Annotated in this window: 17 protein-coding genes and 1 pseudogene; 7 read left to right on the forward strand and 11 right to left on the reverse strand. The window is 69.5% G+C overall.

Annotation, left to right across the window (positions count from 1 at the left end):
• Positions 1–126: 126 nt before the first annotated feature.
• The 4 genes and pseudogenes from ACWEV3_RS38900 to ACWEV3_RS38915 form a co-directional block, all read right to left on the reverse strand.
• A pseudogene (locus tag ACWEV3_RS38900) lies at positions 127–249 on the reverse strand (IS481 family transposase); the annotation flags it as partial.
• A complete protein-coding gene (locus ACWEV3_RS38905; RefSeq protein ID WP_452618699.1) occupies positions 246–1,427 on the reverse strand; it encodes a Cmx/CmrA family chloramphenicol efflux MFS transporter in 1,182 nt (393 codons plus the stop codon). The gene ACWEV3_RS38905 and the pseudogene ACWEV3_RS38900, both read right to left, overlap by 4 nt.
• A 296-nt stretch (positions 1,428–1,723) precedes the next feature.
• Positions 1,724–2,224, reverse strand: coding sequence for a hypothetical protein (locus tag ACWEV3_RS38910; RefSeq protein WP_452618700.1), 501 nt, complete (start codon positions 2,222–2,224; stop codon positions 1,724–1,726).
• Positions 2,225–2,233: 9 nt separating this feature from the next.
• Positions 2,234–2,644 (reverse strand): hypothetical protein, encoded by a 411-nt coding sequence (locus ACWEV3_RS38915; protein ID WP_452618701.1) that lies wholly within the window; start codon positions 2,642–2,644, stop codon positions 2,234–2,236.
• Between the two features lie 11 nt (positions 2,645–2,655).
• Between ACWEV3_RS38915 and ACWEV3_RS38920 the strand changes: the two genes are divergently transcribed.
• Positions 2,656–2,922 carry a hypothetical protein gene (locus ACWEV3_RS38920; protein ID WP_452618702.1) on the forward strand — a complete coding sequence of 89 codons (267 nt, stop codon included), beginning with the start codon at positions 2,656–2,658 and terminating at the stop codon, positions 2,920–2,922.
• Positions 2,923–3,066: 144 nt separating this feature from the next.
• Here the strand turns inward: ACWEV3_RS38920 and ACWEV3_RS38925 are convergent, their stop codons facing one another.
• Positions 3,067–3,561: a winged helix-turn-helix transcriptional regulator gene (locus ACWEV3_RS38925; protein WP_452618703.1), complete on the reverse strand. Its 495-nt coding sequence runs from the start codon at positions 3,559–3,561 to the stop codon at positions 3,067–3,069.
• A 109-nt stretch (positions 3,562–3,670) separates the two neighbouring features.
• Here ACWEV3_RS38925 and ACWEV3_RS38930 point away from each other — a divergent pair, with 109 nt between their 5' ends.
• Both ACWEV3_RS38930 and ACWEV3_RS38935 read left to right on the forward strand, forming a co-directional pair.
• Positions 3,671–4,267, forward strand: coding sequence for a dihydrofolate reductase family protein (locus ACWEV3_RS38930; RefSeq protein ID WP_452618704.1), 597 nt, complete (start codon positions 3,671–3,673; stop codon positions 4,265–4,267).
• 122 nt (positions 4,268–4,389) lie between these two features.
• Positions 4,390–5,094, forward strand: coding sequence for an SdrD B-like domain-containing protein (locus ACWEV3_RS38935; protein ID WP_452618705.1), 705 nt, complete (start codon positions 4,390–4,392; stop codon positions 5,092–5,094).
• A 6-nt stretch (positions 5,095–5,100) separates the two neighbouring features.
• Here ACWEV3_RS38935 and ACWEV3_RS38940 read toward each other — a convergent pair whose 3' ends face one another.
• On the reverse strand, positions 5,101–5,730 hold the full coding sequence (locus ACWEV3_RS38940; protein ID WP_452618706.1) for an NAD(P)-dependent oxidoreductase: 630 nt from the start codon (positions 5,728–5,730) through the stop codon (positions 5,101–5,103).
• An 85-nt stretch (positions 5,731–5,815) separates the two neighbouring features.
• Here ACWEV3_RS38940 and ACWEV3_RS38945 point away from each other — a divergent pair, with 85 nt between their 5' ends.
• Together ACWEV3_RS38945 and ACWEV3_RS38950 are read left to right on the forward strand one after the other, a co-directional pair.
• On the forward strand, positions 5,816–6,397 hold the full coding sequence (locus ACWEV3_RS38945) for a TetR/AcrR family transcriptional regulator (RefSeq protein WP_452618707.1): 582 nt from the start codon (positions 5,816–5,818) through the stop codon (positions 6,395–6,397).
• 64 nt (positions 6,398–6,461) lie between these two features.
• Positions 6,462–7,004, forward strand: a complete 543-nt coding sequence (locus tag ACWEV3_RS38950) for a DinB family protein (RefSeq protein ID WP_452618708.1) — start codon at positions 6,462–6,464, stop codon at positions 7,002–7,004.
• Between the two features lie 37 nt (positions 7,005–7,041).
• Here the strand turns inward: ACWEV3_RS38950 and ACWEV3_RS38955 are convergent, their stop codons facing one another.
• From ACWEV3_RS38955 to ACWEV3_RS38965, 3 genes are all read right to left on the reverse strand, one after another.
• On the reverse strand, positions 7,042–8,301 hold the full coding sequence (locus tag ACWEV3_RS38955) for a M20 family metallopeptidase (RefSeq protein WP_452618709.1): 1,260 nt from the start codon (positions 8,299–8,301) through the stop codon (positions 7,042–7,044).
• Positions 8,302–8,390: 89 nt separating this feature from the next.
• Positions 8,391–11,228, reverse strand: a complete 2,838-nt coding sequence (locus tag ACWEV3_RS38960) for a penicillin acylase family protein (RefSeq protein ID WP_452618710.1) — start codon at positions 11,226–11,228, stop codon at positions 8,391–8,393.
• Positions 11,229–11,553: 325 nt separating this feature from the next.
• Complete coding sequence (locus ACWEV3_RS38965; protein WP_452618711.1) at positions 11,554–12,627, reverse strand: LysR family transcriptional regulator; 1,074 nt, start codon at positions 12,625–12,627, stop codon at positions 11,554–11,556.
• Positions 12,628–13,170: 543 nt separating this feature from the next.
• On the opposite strand from ACWEV3_RS38965, the gene ACWEV3_RS38970 reads away from it, so the two are divergent.
• Complete coding sequence (locus ACWEV3_RS38970) at positions 13,171–13,761, forward strand: hypothetical protein (protein ID WP_452618712.1); 591 nt, start codon at positions 13,171–13,173, stop codon at positions 13,759–13,761.
• Between the two features lie 116 nt (positions 13,762–13,877).
• Here ACWEV3_RS38970 and ACWEV3_RS38975 read toward each other — a convergent pair whose 3' ends face one another.
• Together ACWEV3_RS38975 and ACWEV3_RS38980 are read right to left on the reverse strand one after the other, a co-directional pair.
• A complete protein-coding gene (locus ACWEV3_RS38975) occupies positions 13,878–14,741 on the reverse strand; it encodes a fumarylacetoacetate hydrolase family protein (RefSeq protein WP_452618713.1) in 864 nt (287 codons plus the stop codon).
• Between the two features lie 238 nt (positions 14,742–14,979).
• Positions 14,980–15,441 (reverse strand): MarR family winged helix-turn-helix transcriptional regulator, encoded by a 462-nt coding sequence (locus tag ACWEV3_RS38980; protein ID WP_452618714.1) that lies wholly within the window; start codon positions 15,439–15,441, stop codon positions 14,980–14,982.
• Between the two features lie 80 nt (positions 15,442–15,521).
• Between ACWEV3_RS38980 and ACWEV3_RS38985 the strand changes: the two genes are divergently transcribed.
• The gene (locus ACWEV3_RS38985) at positions 15,522–16,304 is read left to right on the forward strand and encodes a dioxygenase family protein (RefSeq protein ID WP_452618715.1); all 783 of its coding nucleotides are present in this window, start codon (positions 15,522–15,524) and stop codon (positions 16,302–16,304) included.
• The last annotated feature ends 67 nt before the right edge of the window (positions 16,305–16,371 follow it).

Genomic DNA, 16,371 nt, shown 5'->3' on the forward strand with positions numbered 1-16,371 from the left:
GTTCGCCCCTCCGTTGCAGCTGGCCGAATCACGTTGCGAGCCTTGCACATTCGCGCGCGCCCGGACCAATACCGATTCGGTGGGGAATAGATGCCCAACCGGCATCAACGGCCCGCGTTCCGGTCATTTGCTGGCGCAGGCCCGGGAGATTCCCATCTCGGCGGCGACATGTGCGATGGGGCGGGTTTGGCAACGCTCGATGAGCCGTCGCCGCCCCTCGATACTCAGTGGGGCGTTGGTGTGGGTCATCGGATCGCCTGGCCGACATGGGGTGCGATGACTCGCAACAGCGGCAGCGCGATCGCCAGCGCGACCGCGACTAGGAGACTGCTGACCCACACGGGAGCGAGATCGCCAGCATCGGCACTGAGAGTCGCTGCGGCAATCACAGGCCCGCCAGCTGCCCCGATGTTGAGTGCAGCGGTTGCATACGACCCACCCATGGTGGGTGCGCCCTCGGACTCATGGAGCACCCTGGCGATCAGGGTGCTGCCCACCGCGAAGGACAGAGCTCCCTGCATGAATACCAGGAGCACAAGCGCCACGGGGTGCGCAGCCAGGGTCGCCAATGCGATCCAGCCGAGGAACAGCACCGGGCCGCAGACCGCGATGACGATTCCGGGACGTTGGTCCGAGAACCGTCCCGCGACGGTGACACCGACGAAGGAGCCGACACCGAAGACCGTCAGCACCACCGGAACCCAGAGCGCTCCCAGGCGGGCTGTACCGGTGACGATCGGCGCCAGGAAGGTGAAGGTGGCGAAAGTGGCGGCATTGACCAGGGCGGTGAGCAGGATCACCAGGATCAGCCCTGGCTTCGCGAGTTGGGCGATCTCGGTCCGAAGAGATACGAGGGCCGGCGTGCCTTGAGTGGATTCTGAGGCATCGGCCGGGCTGCCCTTGGCGATACCGAGCGCAGCGGGAATGCAGAGTAGCGCGATCGCCCAGAAGGTTGCCCGATAGCCGAGCAGTGTGCCGAGCAGCGCGCCGCCTGGAGCTCCCGCGATGGTTGCCGTCGTCGTGCCTGAGAGCAGGACAGCCAGCGCGCGTCCTTTCTGATCGGCTGCGACGAGCGCGGCTGCGGTGCTCAATGCGACGGCGAGGAATCCTGCGTTGGCCAGTGCGGCGATAACCCGGGTGACCAGCAGCACCGCGAAACTTGTCGTCAGGGCGCCCACGATGTGCGTGACTGCGAAGACCAGCACGAAGAACAGGAGAGTTGTCCGGGCGGGCCACCGGCGGGCCAGCGCCGCCATTAGCGGCGCCCCGGCGATCATGCCGACGGCGAATGCCGAGGTGAGCAGGCCAGCTGACCCGATTGATACATCAAGACTGTCGGCGATGTCCGGCACCAGACCGGCGAGCATGAACTCAGAAGTGCCCATGGCGAAGACCGCCACAGCAAGCATGCGGAGAAGGAGAGGCATCGAGACTCCGAGGTGAGAGAACGACGAGGAAACGTCTCGTCACCGCGGCCAGCGCCCCGGAGGGTGCGCACAATTGCCCCGCAGCAAGGCTGCCGGGATGCGAACTAGAACTCAGGGGTTCAGGGGCTGACGGCGTGACCGAAAGCCCCTACCCGGTCTGACTCGGGGAGCACGAGGAGCCAGGTTACCTGTTTCGGGCTCGACGTGGTCGCCACGGGAGCTCAACTACACCATTGGTGATGAACGGCACCAACCGTGACGCAACCACGCGTCGTCAACGTCCCGTCCCGCAACAGCTAGTCGCCGGAGTAACCCCAGAAGGCGATCTGCGCGGGCGCTCCCCCGATGTGCAGCGGCATGCAGACGGCGCTCCACCTCGGAGTCAGGTCGGGCAACGTTCCCGCTTCCTCCGCCCGGTCGAAGATCTCCGGCGTGGGCCGGTCGGTGTCGAAGTGCTCCCGCATCTCGGCCGCCGACAGCGGGCGGATCGTGCCGTGCTCGTCGGAATCCCCCGCTCCGATAACCGTTTCCATGTCGAGGATCGAATGCGTGCCCTCTTCCTGCGCGAGTTCGTCCTGCCACAGTTCGTCGACCGAGCCCGGCCTGGCCTTCGACGGCAGGTGGTCGTAGAACTCGTACGGCCAGTAGTAGTCGCCGGCCGCGAAGACCTCTCGCTCCAGCGATTCCACCGCTTCGCGGATATCGCCGCGGTACGCGGTCCGGTAGCTCCAGCCCGATGCTCCCATGATGATCCCTTCGTCCGAGGTGTCGGCGACGCGCACCGTAGTGCCCCGCACCGACACCGGTCAGGGCGTGATGGTCAGGGAGGCGAGGACCTCGTCGGTCTGCGTCACCTCGGTGCTCGGCTGCTTGCCTGCACCCACACCAGGCGGCCCGCCGCGGACATCAGCGCGTCCTGCACCACGACCGCGCCGCAGCGCTGCGTCCGCAGCGTCAGCAAGCCCTCGACCTCGACCGGCTGCGCCGGTCGTGGGCGCGCAGTGGTCGCGCGTCACGCGGTCGTCGAAATCCGTTGTGCTCAGCGCGGTTCCCGGCGGCAGCACACCCGCGAACACACCTTGCCCGGTGTCGTCGGGGTTCGGGAAACCGGTCGCCGACTTGGCCACCAGCACCGCGGGCTGCGGCGGCCCGGCGGCGCCGAGCGTCGCGGGATCCCACGTGGAGTCGGCCGACTGCTTCGCCCACTCCCTCGGCACGCGGAATCCGAATGATCGACACCGGCAGCCGTCGCCGGCGCTTCCGCGGCGGGCGGGGCACCGGCGCTCCGCCCGCCACCTGCCGGAGCTCGGCGACCACGGTGGCCGCGTCGGGTTGGCGGTCCTCCGGATCCGGCGACAGCGCACGCAGCACCACATCGTCCACATCGGACGGTATGGCCGCGACGAAGGCGCTCGGCGGGCGCGGCGCGGGCCTGCGGGCGACCTCCGCCGCGCTCGCCGAATCGTGCGGATTCCGGCCGGTGAGCGCCACGTAGAGCAAAGCGCCCAGCCCGTACAGGTCGGTGCGCACGGAAAGCGGCGTGCCCGGGCGGGCCTGCTCGGGCGCCATGAACGCGGGCGTGCCCCCGGCCAACGTGAGCAGCGACGGCTGACCAACGCCGCCGAGCGCGGGAACGGCGTCACTCCCGCGCGAGTTCCGCCTCGTAGGCGGCGCGCAGGCGGGCGAAGACCGATTCGGTTCCGGCCGGCCGCGGGATGCCCAGGTGCTGCTCCCGCAACTCGTCCATGAACTCGTCCCACAGCTCGGGGCCGCCCCGTTCGAGCAGTTCGGCGCGGATGGCCAGCTCGCGCGTCACCGGCAGGTGGCGGCGTCCCCAGGCGCCGAGGTGCGCCATGATCGGGACGAGCTGGATGGCGGTCTCGGTGAGGCTGTAGATCACCTTCTGCTTGTGGCTCGGGTCGGCGGCCTTCGACACCAGCCCGTTCTCGACGAGGCGCTGCAGCCGCGACGCGAGGATGTTCGAGGCGATGCCTTCCTCGGAGTTGTTCAGCAGCTCGCGGAAGTGCCTGCGGTTGCCGAACATCATGTCCCGGATGACGACCAGCGACCACTTGTCGCCGAGCACCTCGACGGCGAGGTTGATCGGGCATCCGGATCGGCGCTCGTCCTTCACCGGGACCTCCTTCGATCAGAAACCGCTTGCACTCTGCATCCGGTACCGCGTATGGTCCCACCGCCGGTTGCAAAACGCAATCGGATGGGACGACGAACACGGAGAACTCATGTCCAAGGTGGTTTGCGACATCGCCGTTTCGGCCGACGGATACGCTGCCGGGCCCGGCCAGAGCCACGAGAAGCCCTTCGGCGACGGCCCGGTCGACCGGCTGACCGCCTGGATGTTCGAGACCGCGGACGAGAACAAGACCGAAATGGACGCGATCACCGCGGTCGGCGCCAACGTGATGGGGCGCAACATGTTCGGGCCGATCCGCGGCGAGTGGGACCTGGACTGGACGGGCTGGTGGGGCGACGAGCCCCCGTACCACGCCCCGGTCTTCGTGCTCACCCACTACCCGCGCGAGCCCCTGGTCATGGCGGGCGGCACCACCTTCACCTTCGTCACCGACGGCATCGAATCCGCGCTCGACCAGGCGAAGAAGGCGGCGGGCGACCGCAACGTCGCGATCGCCGGCGGCGTGGCCACGGTCAACCAGTACCTCAGCGCCGGGCTCATCGACGAGCTGCGCACCCACATCGCCCCCGTCACGCTCGGCGCCGGAGAGCGGCTGTTCGACGGCGTGCCCGCGCTGGACCTGGAACTGGTTTCGGCACGTCCCGCCTCGCTGGTCACGCACATCACCTACCGCGTCCGCCGCTGAGAACGCGAATCGTGAGCGCTCCTGGTCACCACAGCAACCGAAAACACTCACGACAGGGCAACCACTACCGGGCGAAGCGCGTCTTCGACGCAGAACGGGTACCCACTGCGAGCGGAGGCGTGATGACGGGAAGAGGCGCGGTTTTCGTGGCGGCGAGCGCGTTGGCGCTGCTGGGAACGGCGATGCCGGCGGCAGCCGAGCCGCCGACCGGGACCGTGCGCGGGCTGCACTACTTCGACCGCAACGCCGACGGCGTCTGGCAGCCCGGCGAGCCGAGCGGTGGCAGCGCGGTCGGGCTGTACCACCTGGACGGCAGCTGGGTGGCGACGGTCGGGACGAATCCCGATGCCACGTACGAGATTCCGGGCGTGCCGCCCGGCCGGTACCGGGTCGGCATCAACCCGATCGGCTACCAGATGACGACTCCGGACGAGGTCATCATCGACGTGCGACCCGGCGAGACCAGCCGCGCGGACTTCGGCAAGCTCGGCAGCGACATCACCGGCGTCACCTGGCACGACCTCAACGCCGACGGGCAACGCCAGGCGGATGAGCCGCTGCTGCCCGATATCCGCTTCTGGATCGGCAGGTGGGGCAGCGGCTCCGACGGCACCGGGCACTACGCGATGCCGAACCAGGGCACCAGCACCTACGTCCTGCGGTTCGTCCCGCCCGAGGGCATGGGCTTCTCGCCGCAGCACGTCGGCGCGCCGGAGACCGACTCCGACGCCGACCCGGCCGATGGCACCGCCACCGCCGTCGTCGCGCTGACCGACGGCAAGATCAACCAGATCCCGAACCTCGACATCGGGCTGATCACGAAGTAGCCGGGTTCAGTTGGCGACCGCGATCGCCTTGCCCACCGAGCCCGGATCGGCGAGCTCGCGCAGCAGGCAGTCGGCCACGTTCGCCCGCGAGATCCGCTTGGCGCCGCGCACGTTCCGGTCGACCGCCGTCCGGTACCGGCCGGTGCGCGGGCCGTTCGTGAGCTGCGGCGGCCGGATGATCGTCCAGTCCAGCCCGCTGGCCCGGACGACTTCCTCCATGTGGCCCATGTCCGTCCAGGGGTTCCGGAGGATGCGCCACAGGATCGGCTTGACCACGTGCTTGGTCACCGGGCCGTCGCCATCGGAGAGCATGCCGCAGTTGCTGACCACGAGGAACCGGCGCGCACCGGCGGCGGCCATCGCGTCGAGGATGCTCCTGGTGCTGTCGGTCTGGATGGTGGTCGGCTTCAGGTCGCGCGAGCCGATCGCCGAGATCACCGCGTCCCGGCCGGCCACGTGCGGCCGTATCGCGGCGGGGTCCATCACGTCGGCGGTCACCACGGTCAGCCCCGGGTGGTCGTGGGCGAACCGCGCCGGGTCCCGCACCACGGCGGTGACCTCGTGCCCCGCCGCGCAGGCCTGTTCGAGCAGGTGCTTCCCGGTGCCGCCGGTCGCCCCGAAGATCGTGATCCGCATGTTCCGCACCCCCATCGAGTTGGTGAGTGTTCACTAACCATTATGGTGGGTGAACACTCACCAACTTGTCAACGAGAGGTGCGCCGTGGGAACTCGCGACCGGATGCTCGACGCCGCAGCGCACGTGATGCGCACCCGCGGCCTCGCCCGCGCCACCACCAAGGAGATCGCCAAGGAAGCCGGCTACTCGGAAGCCGCGCTGTACAAGCACTTCCGCGACAAGACCGACCTGTTCCTCGGCGTCCTGCTGGAACGCGTGCCCAGCAACATCCACGAGCTGCTCGCCGCGCTGGACGAGCGCGCGGGACGCGGGGCCGTGCGGGAAACGCTGGAGGAGGTCGCGGCCGAAGCGATCGACTTCTACACCGACACGTTCCCGATCGCGGCGTCCCTGTTCTCCGAACCGGCCCTGCTGGCGGCCCACCGAACCGCGCTGCAGGAGCGGAACATGGGCCCCAACGTGGTGCGCGAGAAGCTCGCGGCCTACCTCGCGGCCGAGCAGCGAGCGGGAGCGATCGACCGGGGAGCGAACCCGGAAGCCCTGGCGGCGCTCCTCCTCGGCGCCTGCCTCCAGTCGGCGTTCTTCGCCCACTTCACCGACCGACCCAGCCCACCCCCGGCCGACCTGGTCGAAGCCCTCCTCACCGACCCGACCCCGCACCGGTGACCGACCGAACTGCCAGGAGTGTCGGAGGGCGGTGGGAAGGTTCGGTTCTTCGATTGGAGGCATCGTGTCGGAAATCCCAGTCAGCACTTCGCTTCGGTGGGCCGGCGGTGATCGGGCCGAGCCGCCGCTGACCGGCAGCGAGTTGGAGACGCTCAGCGCTTTCCTGGATTGGCACCGGGAAACGCTGGCCCTGAAGTGCGCCGACGTGCCGGCCGCGCAGCTGTCCGCCCGGCTCGTCGAGCCTTCCGGGCTTTCGCTGCACGGCTTGGTGCGGCACCTCGCCGGGGTCGAGCGGTGGTGGTTCCGCATCCAGTTCGCCCAGGAGGACGTGCCGCTGCTGTACTACTCCGACGACGATCCGGACCAGGACTTCGACGACCTGGGCGGCGATTTCGCGACCGCGCTGGAGACCTGGCGGGCGGAGTGCGCGAGGTCCCGCGAGATCGTCGCCGCGGCCGCCTCGCTGGACGACACCGGCATCCGCCGCTCCACCGGCGAGCCGATCTCGCTGCGCTGGGTCATGTTCAACCTGCTGGCCGAGTACGCCCGCCACAACGGCCACGCCGACATGCTGCGCGAACGCATCGACGGCGCCACCGGCACGTGAGGTTCGGCGCGGTTTCCGCGGAAACCGCGCCGAACGGTCAGCTCTTCGCCAGCCACTCCAGGGCCGCCGTGGTCATCGCCGTCACGCCGGTCGTCAGGGTCGGCTCGACGACCGGGGCGAAGAACGGCGAGTGGTTGGACGGGACGTCCCGGTTGAGGGTGCCCGCGTCCTTCGCCGCCCGCCACTTCTCCCGGTCGGTGCCGCCGAAGAACCAGTAGCAGGTCGGCACGCCCGCCGCGGTGCCGAAGAGGCCGACGTCCTCGCTGCCGACCACCGGCGGCAGTTCTTGCACCTGGCCGTCGCCGAGCTCCTTGCGCAGCGCCGCCGTCGTCCGGCCGGTGACCTCGGGATCGTTCACCAGCACCGGGAAGTCCGTGAGCCGCTCGAACTCCGGCTCGCGCTCGGCCCCGGCGGCGATCGCCTCGGCGCGCACGATGCGCTGCACGGCCGCGATCACGTGTTCCCGGACCCGCTCGTCGAAGGAGCGGATGTTGACCCGCAGTTCGGCCTGGTCGGGGATGATGTTGTCCTTCGTGCCCGCCTTGATCGAGCCCACGGTCACCACCGCGGTGTCGCTCGGGGCGACCTCCCGGGACACGACGGTCTGCAGGCGCATCACGGTCGCCGAGGCCATCACGACCGGGTCGATGGCGTTCTGCGGCTGGGAACCGTGCGCGCCGCGCCCGAACATGGTGACCTTCAGGCCGTCGGCGGCGGACATGCTGGGGCCGCTGATCATGCCGACCGCCCCCGCCTCGAACGGGAAGACGTGCTGGCCCAGGCACACGTCCGGCTTCGGGAACCGGTCGAGGAAGCCGTCGTCGATCATCGCCTGCGCACCGGCCCCGATCTCCTCCGCGGGCTGGAACACCGCGACGATCGTGCCCGCCCACCGGTCGCGGGCCGCGACCAGCAGGTCCAGCGCGCCGAGCTGGCAGGTGACGTGCATGTCGTGGCCGCAGGCGTGCATCACCGGGACGTCGTTGCCGTCCGGGTCGGTGCCGCGGCGGGTGCTGGCGTAGTCGAGGCCGGTCTGCTCCAGGACGGGCAGCGCGTCGAAGTCCGCGCGCAGCAGCACCGTCGGCCCGTCGCCGTTGCGGAGCACGCCGACCACGCCGGTGCGCCCGACCTCGGTGGTGACCTCCAGACCCAGCGCTTCCAGCCGGCGTGCGACCTCGGCGGCCGTCCGGTGCTCGGCGAAGGACAGCTCCGGGTTCGCGTGCAGGTCCTTGTACAGCTCGGTGAGATCAGCCCGGATGTCGTCGAGTCGGCCCAACACGGCCTCAAGATCGCCCACAGCGCCTCCGTTCGTCGGACCTCACGGTATGCGCGATCATCCGCACGCACCACACCCGGCCGTTGCACGGGCACCTCGGGGTCGGGCCCTCATCTGTGGGTGGGGAACTCGACGACCTGTTGGTACGTGGGACGGTTCTGCCAGCTGATCTTCTCCTGGCTGATGCCGCCGATCTTGGTCTGCAGGATGGCGTCCGCGCACCACTGGTCGCCGGGCTTGCAGTCCGCGTCGCCGGGATAGGTGTCCGTCGCCGGGGTCCCCGCGGCCTGCCGCAGGGTGTCCAGCAGCATCTGCCGGCACGCACCGGCGTCACCGCCGCCGCACAGCGGCTCGCCGAACCCGCCGGGCACCGGCTCGCCCAGCACCGCGCGGATGTCCTTGGACACCTGCCCGAACCAGCCGAACTGGAACGCCGAGCCCTGGTGGCCCTGGCCGACGTGCAGGTCCGGCTCGCCGTTCTGCCAGCCCGACGGCGACTCGTTGATCTGCATCATGTCCGTCATCGCCCGGTAGGCGTCGGCGCCCACGGCCGGCTCGAACTCGCCGCGCACCAGCCGCGGCCACCACGCGTCCAGCAGCTCGATCGCCTCGGCGTGCGCGTACTCCTCGCTGCCCGGCGAGGTTTCCACCCGCCTGCCGCCGTCGGCGAGCCACTCGCGCAGCCGGTCGACCAGCGCCGACGTCTCCGGATCGGTGACCGGTCGGCTGTCGATGAGCCGCAGCAGGTCCGGGAGCACCCGTTCGGCGCGCAGGTCGGTGACGCCCGCGTCGGCCATCGCCTGCGTCAGCGTGACGCGGTCGAACTTGCCCCCCGACGCGATGTGCTCGGCGACGCGGCGGTCGAGCAGGTCACCCCGCTGCACCGCGCCCTTCTCCGCCTTGGCCCCAGCGGTGCCGGGCGCCTGCTTGTTGTTCCAGCTGATGTAGTAGTCCTGGTTGATCGAGTTCGGGTGCTCGTGGAACGGGGCGTAGGCTGCGGTGTTGTCCGCCGGGTTCCAGCCCTGCCACTCGAACGCCGGGTCGCCTGCGATCGGCATGCTCGGGTCGACGTCGGGCTTGCGCACCACGTTCGCCCCGGAGTTGAAGTACGCCGTGTCGGTCGCGTCGGCGTAGAACCAGTTGAACGTGTAGTTGATGTCGTGGGCGGCGCGCTGGAAGTCCGCCGCCGAGGTGATCGCGCCCGGGTCGTTGAACTTCTGGAACCCGATGATCGAGTCGACCTCGTGCAGGAACGTCGAGCGGGCCCGCGCGAACGCCACCGGCTGCCCGTCGACCGTCGCCCGGTGCGTCACCGGGCCGTAGCGGGTGCGGAAGGACACCAGGCGGTAGGAGCCCTGCGGGGTGTTGTCGCCGAGATTCGGCTGCCAGGCGTTCTTGCGCTCGACGGTCTGCATCGGCAGGCATTCGCCGCGGAAGCGGTAGAAGTTCGAGTCCTTCGTGGCCGGGCGGCCGTCGGGTTCGCACAGCTCGACGGCGTAGGAATCGATCATGTCCTGCGATGCGGTGGTGGCGCTCCAGGCGTAGTCCTGGCCGCGGCCGAGCAGCGTGTAGAAGCTCAGCCCGGCGAAGGACGCGCCCTTCGACGAGATGCCGGGGCCCTGGAGTTCCTGCAGGGTCAGCAGCTGCGGCGAGAAGTAGCCGGTCTGCGGCCCGAAGACGGCCACCGGGTGGCCGCTCTCGGTGTGCGCGCCGGAGACGACGAGCGCGTTGGACATGCCGCGGGCCTGCCCCATGCCGCCGGGCACCACGCCGTCGTCGAAGATGCCGCGCAGGCTCTCCACCGGGTCGTCGGTGGCCGGCGGCGGGTTGCTCGATTCCGCCCGGGCGGCCGGTTCGGCGGCCTCGACGGCCGATCCGGTCGGGTCGAAGATCAGCTGTTGCGCGGACACCGAACCGGGATCGGGCAGCACGACGCCGCGCGGGTCCGCCGGCGTTCCGCCGTAGGGGAACGACTGTCCATCGTGGATGGTGCTGATGGCCTCTGGATCGTTCTCGGCGCGGAAGGCCGCCCAGATCTGCTCGCCGCGCTCCGGGCCGAACCGCTCGTGCAGCGACATCCGCGCGACGGCGTTCTGCACCTCGTTGCCGCCGCCACCGCCGAACTGGGCGCCGACCAGCGACGCCAGCACGACCAGGTCGGTGAGCCTGAACGGCTCGATCCGGCCGGCGTTGGTGATCGGGTCGACGTGCCCGGTGGCGACGTACTCGCCGGGGAAGTAGCGCCCGTTGTAGGACCTGTCGATGTACTCGTTGATCCCGTCCACATAGGACTTCGCGTCTTCGAGGGCCTGGCGCCCGCGCTCGCCGTACCGCGCGACGGTGTCGATCTGCTGCTGCAGCTCCTGCTCGGTGTACGGCGAGACGGCGAAGAACTGCTGCTCCAGCTGGCGGTTGGCCGGCGCACCACCGGCGAACGGCGACACCTCGCCGCGCCCCGCGCGGCGCATCGCGTCCATCAGGAACAGCTTGTCCTCGGCGATCGCGTAGCCCGCGCCGTAGGCAGTGCCGGAGCGCGTGGTGCCGTAGATGTGCGGGATCCCGGCGGTCTTGTCACGTACGATGGTGACGTCTTCGCGCGGCTGGTAGGTCCGCTCGACGTCGTCGGGCCGCACGCCGAAGGAGTTGTCGTTGAAGAAGTCGTCGATGGTTCCCGTCGTCAGCTCGCGGTAACCGCCGGCGAGGCGGTCGTACTCGGCGAGCTGGTCGTCGGAGTGCGGCGGCCGGGTGCCCAGCAGCATGTGCGCGACGAGGTCGGCGAAGGTCGCGTTGCCGTTCTGGCCGGGCGGCAGGATGTGGTGGCACTGCTCCTGGCAGTAGTCCGGGGCGGGTTCCGGGACCGACTCGGCGGTCGAAGCCGGTGCGAGCACCAGGGAACCGACGACTGCCGCTGCGCTGAGCGCGGCCAGGGTGCGCGAACGTCGCGGCATGCCAGGTCCTCTCGGTCGGTTTCGCCGAGTCCGGACGCTAGCCACCCCGAACCAAAACCGAAACCCTTTCACGTTCTCCTAGACCCGAACGGCCCAGCACGAAACCCCGGCAACACCCAGCGAGAACCGGCAACACCCAGCGAGAACCGGCAACACCCAGCGAAAACCGGCAACACCCAGCGAGAACGGCGACACTTGGCGACACCCAACATCGACCGGCACCGACCGGCACCGACCTCAGGATCCTGTGGACAACTCCCCCGACCTGTGGACAACTTCCGCAATTTCAATGGAAATCGGACCTCTGATTTCCATTGAAATTGCGTCAGGACGCCCTGGCGGTGGCGACCTCGCCGCTCTTCCACTTGGTGTTCTCCAGCTCCAGCGCCGTCCACAGCAGGTTCAGCGGGTGTTCGGCGTAGTAGCCCTGCCGCTCCCCTCGGCGCGTGAAGGCGCCCACCAGCACCTGCATCTTCGGGCCGACGTCGTTGATCAGCTCGATGGTGCGCAGACCCTGGCCTTCGGGCAGCCGCCCGTCGCCGGCCGCCTCGCCCACGCCCTGCGTGACGATCATGCAGCCGTGCAGCAGTTCCGAGCGCAGCAGGTCGAACCCGTAGCGGACGTCGTCGATCTCGGCGGCGATGTCGAGCTTGTCCCGGAAGTCGGTGCCGAACCACCCGTGCAGGAACCCGGAGATCAGCCCGCTCGCCGGAACCACCAGCGGCACCGAGTGGAGTTCACTCGCGCGCAACGCGCGGTTCGGCAACTGTTCTCCGGATAAGTTGGTGACCAGGCTCAGCCCGCTGCGCCGCCACTCCATCACGTCGAATTCGGCCAGCACGGCGTCGTCCTCGGACACCAGCGCGCTGCCGCAGACGAGGTCCGCCTGCTTCGTCCGCAACGCATCCAACAACTCGCGGGTCCGCAAGTGCGTGACGCGCAAATCGATTCCACGATCCTGGAATTCCTCGGCGACGTGTTCACCAGCATTGGCGAGGAAACCGAGAGTGAAGCGAGTGGTGCCGACAGTAACCGTTTCGCCACGAAGTCGTCGCGTTTCGCGCACCCCGTCGAGCCAATCGCCCAAGGTGTCCCGCGCGATCTCCACGAACGCTTCGCCGGAGGCGGTGAACAGCACCTTCTTCCCGCGCCCCTGCTTGACGACGAGCGGTTCTCCGCACAGCTGCGTGAAGTTCCGGTTCAAGGTGTCCAACTGCTTCTGCACGCTGGACTGCTCGCGCCCGAGCGAACGCGCCGCTGCCAGCGCCGTTCCCAACTCGTGCACCAGGACCAGCGTCCGCATCTGGTCCATTGTGGTGTCCAGCAAAGCGGACGGTGATTGCAGCAGGCGGCTGCGCAGGTCGGTCGCGGGCAGGCTGGCGGTTCCGGCTAACGGCACGGCATGCGTCCCTCTCTCTATCCCTTTCTCGCGCCGGAGTGTAGTGCGCCGAACTGATCTGCGTGCCAGAACTAATGATCTGCGGAATTTTTCCGAAAAGTGCTGGAATCCGTTGCGGCGCGGTGTAATGATCTGCCTCGCCCCAACGGCGGTCCTTCGACGACCGCCCGGTTCGGTTCGCACCGACCGGTCAGCTCGGGGCATTTCGCACGGACGCGGGCCCTGCGGTGGCGTGAGCACCGCAACCCGCTTGGAGAGGATTCGCGAAGCACCATGCGCATCACCACCGCTGCGCCCTGCCCGGGCGCGGCGTCGGACGAGGCTCGTTTCAGCAGCGCTTGGGCTCGCGCTGCGCGAAATCGCGTCGGACAGCGGGAGCGGCGCGCGGTGGTCGACACGGCCGCCGGCTCCCCCGACGGATGCTCCGCCCGGAAACGGGTCACGCCCACCCGGCGGCACCGCAGCCGCCGGCCGAGGTGATCGCGCCCCGCGGATCCCCCCACCGATCCCCCCTTTCATGAACCCTGGCAAGGAGAAACAGCCGTGACGTACTCCCAGACCGCTCCCCCGGCGGACGGCCCCGTCCAGACCGCGTTGAAGAAGCCCGCCACGCTGCTGGCGCTGGTGGTCATCTCCGCGATCTCCGCGTTGTCCGGCCTGATCGGCGCGATCTACCTGTTCGCAGGCGGCCGCGACCTCGCCGACAGCTACGCGACCGACGTCGCGCTCAACAACCCCTCGCTGGTCGGCCTCGACACGGTCATGGAGACCATGGGCACCGACAACCCCCAGGAGGCCATCGACCTCGCCAAGTCCGTTGACGAGTGGGACACCATGGTCTCGCTCGCGCACGCCGGGCTGATCTTCAAGGCGTTCCTGCTGATCATCTTCGCCGCGCCGCTGCTGCTGTTCACCCTGTTCGCGATCAAGGGCTCGACCTGGTCGCGCGTGCTGGTCACCATCTTCGCGATCCTGTCGCTGATCGGCGGCCTGGCGGCGGCGTTCGACGACGGCGGCCCGGGACTGGTGAACACCATGGGCTACATCGGCCTGGCGACCGCGGTCATCACGGTCGTGCTGTGCTGGCTGCCGGCCAACAACCGCTACGCGAAGGCGCGGAAGCTGGCGGCCTGATCTGGAATCAGCAGCGTCGCACTGGGGGTCGGCGCAGCGGAGTTCCACGAAGACGACGACCCGGCACCGAGGGGGTTCGGTGCCGGGTCGTCGTCTTTCCTGCTACGAGCGGCCTCTCAGGCCGACTTGAGCTGCTGGCGTTGGCGACCGAGACCGTCGATCTCCAGTTCCATCACGTCGCCCGCGGCCAGGTACGGGAACTTCCCGGACAGCGCCACGCCTTCCGGCGTGCCGGTGTTGACCAGGTCTCCCGGCTCCAGCGTCAGGTACTGCGAGAGGTGCCTGATGATCTCCGCCACGCCGAAGATCATGTCCGACGTGCTGGAGTCCTGCCGCGCCTCGCCGTTGACGAACGTCCGCAGCCGCAGCGCCTGCGGATCGGCGATCTCGTCCGCCGGGACCAGCCACGGGCCGACCGGGTTGAACGTCTCGCAGCACTTGCCCTTGGACCACTGCCCGCCGGAGTGGTCCTTCTGGAACGCCCGCTCGGACACGTCGTTGGACACCACGAACCCGGCGATGCTGGCCAGCGCCTCCTCCGCGCTGTCCAGGTAGCGGGCCCGGCGGCCGATCACGATGCCCAGCTCCACCTCCCAGTCGGTCTGCTCGGCGCCGCGCGGGATCAGCACCTCGTCGTACGGCCCGACGACCGTGTTCGGGTGCTTGAAGAACAGGATCGGCACCTCCGGCGGGGCCGAGCCGGACTCGGCGGCGTGCGCGGCGTAGTTCTGGCCGATGCACAGCACCGCCATCGGCCGCGCGATCGGCGCGCCGACCCGCAGGCCGGTGCCGTCGCCGGGGTCGTCGACCGCCGGGAGTTCGCCGGCGGCCAGCGCCGCGCGGGCCCGCTGGATGCCGTCGCCGGCCAGGAAGTCCCCGTCGATGTCGTCGGTGATCGGGCTCAATTCGAACACCCGGCCCTGGTCGTCCGCCACGTGCGGGCGCTCGGCCCCCACCGGACCCAACCTCAGAAACTTCATCTCTCTCCTTCGAAATGCGCGTGGCGGACGCGCTGCGCCACGCAACTTCCTTCGGTCCTGCCGCGGCGTCCGGGCGGCCGGGTGGGGCGCGGTGCGCCCCGAGCCCATCGGCACGGCAGCCCTCAGACTTTCCACGGAACCGGTCCAGAAGGCAATACCCCACGGGCAGGTATGCGCCTTCACATACCAGAAGAGACTTCGGTGTCCTGAAAATTTGATCAGTGACGCGAGTGCGCCGTCAAGGCCGCTCGCGGAGCGCGCGGGTCACCGCCCCCAACCCGGTCGCGATGGCGCGCAGCTGGTCGCGGCTGAGCACGTCGATGAGGTTCGCGCGGACCAGCTCGACGTGACCGGGCGCGGCCTCGCGCAGCTTCTCCCGGCCGGCGTCGGTGAGTCCGGCGATGACGCCGCGGTCGTCGGTGTCGCAGGTCCGGCGGCGCACCAGACCCGCCTTCTCCAGCTGCGTGACCTGGTACGTCAGGCCGCTCTTCGACGTCACCACCTGCTGGGCGAGCTCGGTCATGCGCATCTCGCCGCCGGGCTCGGCAGCGAGCCGGACCAGGATCTCGTACTGCGGGTGCGACAGCCCGGCCTGCTCGCGCAGCTGCTGCTCGACCCGCCGGGCGACCAGGTTGCTCGCCTCCACGAAGGCGTTCCAGGCGGCCATCTCCTCGGCGTCGAGCCAGCGCGGTTCCGTCATGCCCATCAGCCTAGCTTGTTCAAATTCGAACAACAGCGTACCTTCGGGGGTGTAGTTCAAATTCGAACGAGGAGATCGCCATGACCGCTCCGGCGACGGGCCGGATGCCCGCCCTCTACCTCAGCCACGGCGCCCCGCCGCTGGCCGACGACCAGCTGTGGACCGGTCAGCTCGCCGCCTGGTCGCGGGATCTGCCTAAGCCGAAGGCGATCCTGATCATCTCGGCGCACTGGGAGGAGGCCCCGCTGGCGATCGGCGCCACGACGACCGTGCCGCTGGTTTACGACTTCTGGGGCTTCCCCGAGCACTACTACTCGGTCCGGTACGCCGCGCCCGGCGCTCCGGAACTCGCCGCGCGGGTGCGCTCGCTGCTGCGCGGCCCGGACACCCCGGTGCAGGACTTCCCGGAGCGCGGGCTCGACCACGGCGCCTACGTGCCGCTGAAGGAGATGTACCCCGACGCCGACGTGCCGGTGCTGCAGATCTCCATGCCGACGCTGGAGCCGGAGCGCCTGATGCGCATCGGCCAAGCGCTCGAACCGCTGCGCGACGAAGGCGTGCTCATCGTGGGCAGCGGCTTCTTCACCCACAACCTCGCGGCTCTGCGCGCCGAGACCACCCCGAGCTGGTCGACGGAGTTCGACGACTGGGGCAGGCAGGCGCTGGAGGCCCGCGACGTCGACGCGCTGCTCGACTTCGAGCGCAAGGCCCCGGCGGGCCGCCTGGCGCATCCGCGCACGGAGCACTTCGCCCCGCTGTTCGTCACGCTGGGCGCCGCCGGCTCGGACCTCGACCGGCAGAAGATCGCCATCGACGGCTTCTGGTGGGGCCTGGCCAAGCGCTCCATCCAGTTCGGCTCGTGAGGCGGCGATTTCGCGCGAAATCGCCACACCGCACCCGGGGGGAGTGGGGATAGATAGGGAGAGGGTG

The sequence above is a fragment of the Saccharopolyspora sp. NPDC003752 genome, from assembly GCF_053605825.1.

Excerpts from the sequence above, each read along its gene's own strand:
- ACWEV3_RS38905 (WP_452618699.1), bottom strand. The coding sequence starts at position 1,427 with ATGCCTCTCCTTCTCCGCATGCTTGCTGTGGCGGTCTTCGCCATGGGC.
- ACWEV3_RS38920 (WP_452618702.1), top strand. The coding sequence starts at position 2,656 with ATGATCGACACCGGCAGCCGTCGCCGGCGCTTCCGCGGCGGGCGGGGC.
- ACWEV3_RS38930 (WP_452618704.1), top strand. The coding sequence starts at position 3,671 with ATGTCCAAGGTGGTTTGCGACATCGCCGTTTCGGCCGACGGATACGCT.
- ACWEV3_RS38935 (WP_452618705.1), top strand. The coding sequence starts at position 4,390 with ATGACGGGAAGAGGCGCGGTTTTCGTGGCGGCGAGCGCGTTGGCGCTG.
- ACWEV3_RS38940 (WP_452618706.1), bottom strand. The coding sequence starts at position 5,730 with ATGCGGATCACGATCTTCGGGGCGACCGGCGGCACCGGGAAGCACCTG.
- ACWEV3_RS38960 (WP_452618710.1), bottom strand. The coding sequence starts at position 11,228 with ATGCCGCGACGTTCGCGCACCCTGGCCGCGCTCAGCGCAGCGGCAGTC.
- ACWEV3_RS38975 (WP_452618713.1), bottom strand. The coding sequence starts at position 14,741 with ATGAAGTTTCTGAGGTTGGGTCCGGTGGGGGCCGAGCGCCCGCACGTG.
- ACWEV3_RS38980 (WP_452618714.1), bottom strand. The coding sequence starts at position 15,441 with ATGACGGAACCGCGCTGGCTCGACGCCGAGGAGATGGCCGCCTGGAAC.
- ACWEV3_RS38985 (WP_452618715.1), top strand. The coding sequence starts at position 15,522 with ATGACCGCTCCGGCGACGGGCCGGATGCCCGCCCTCTACCTCAGCCAC.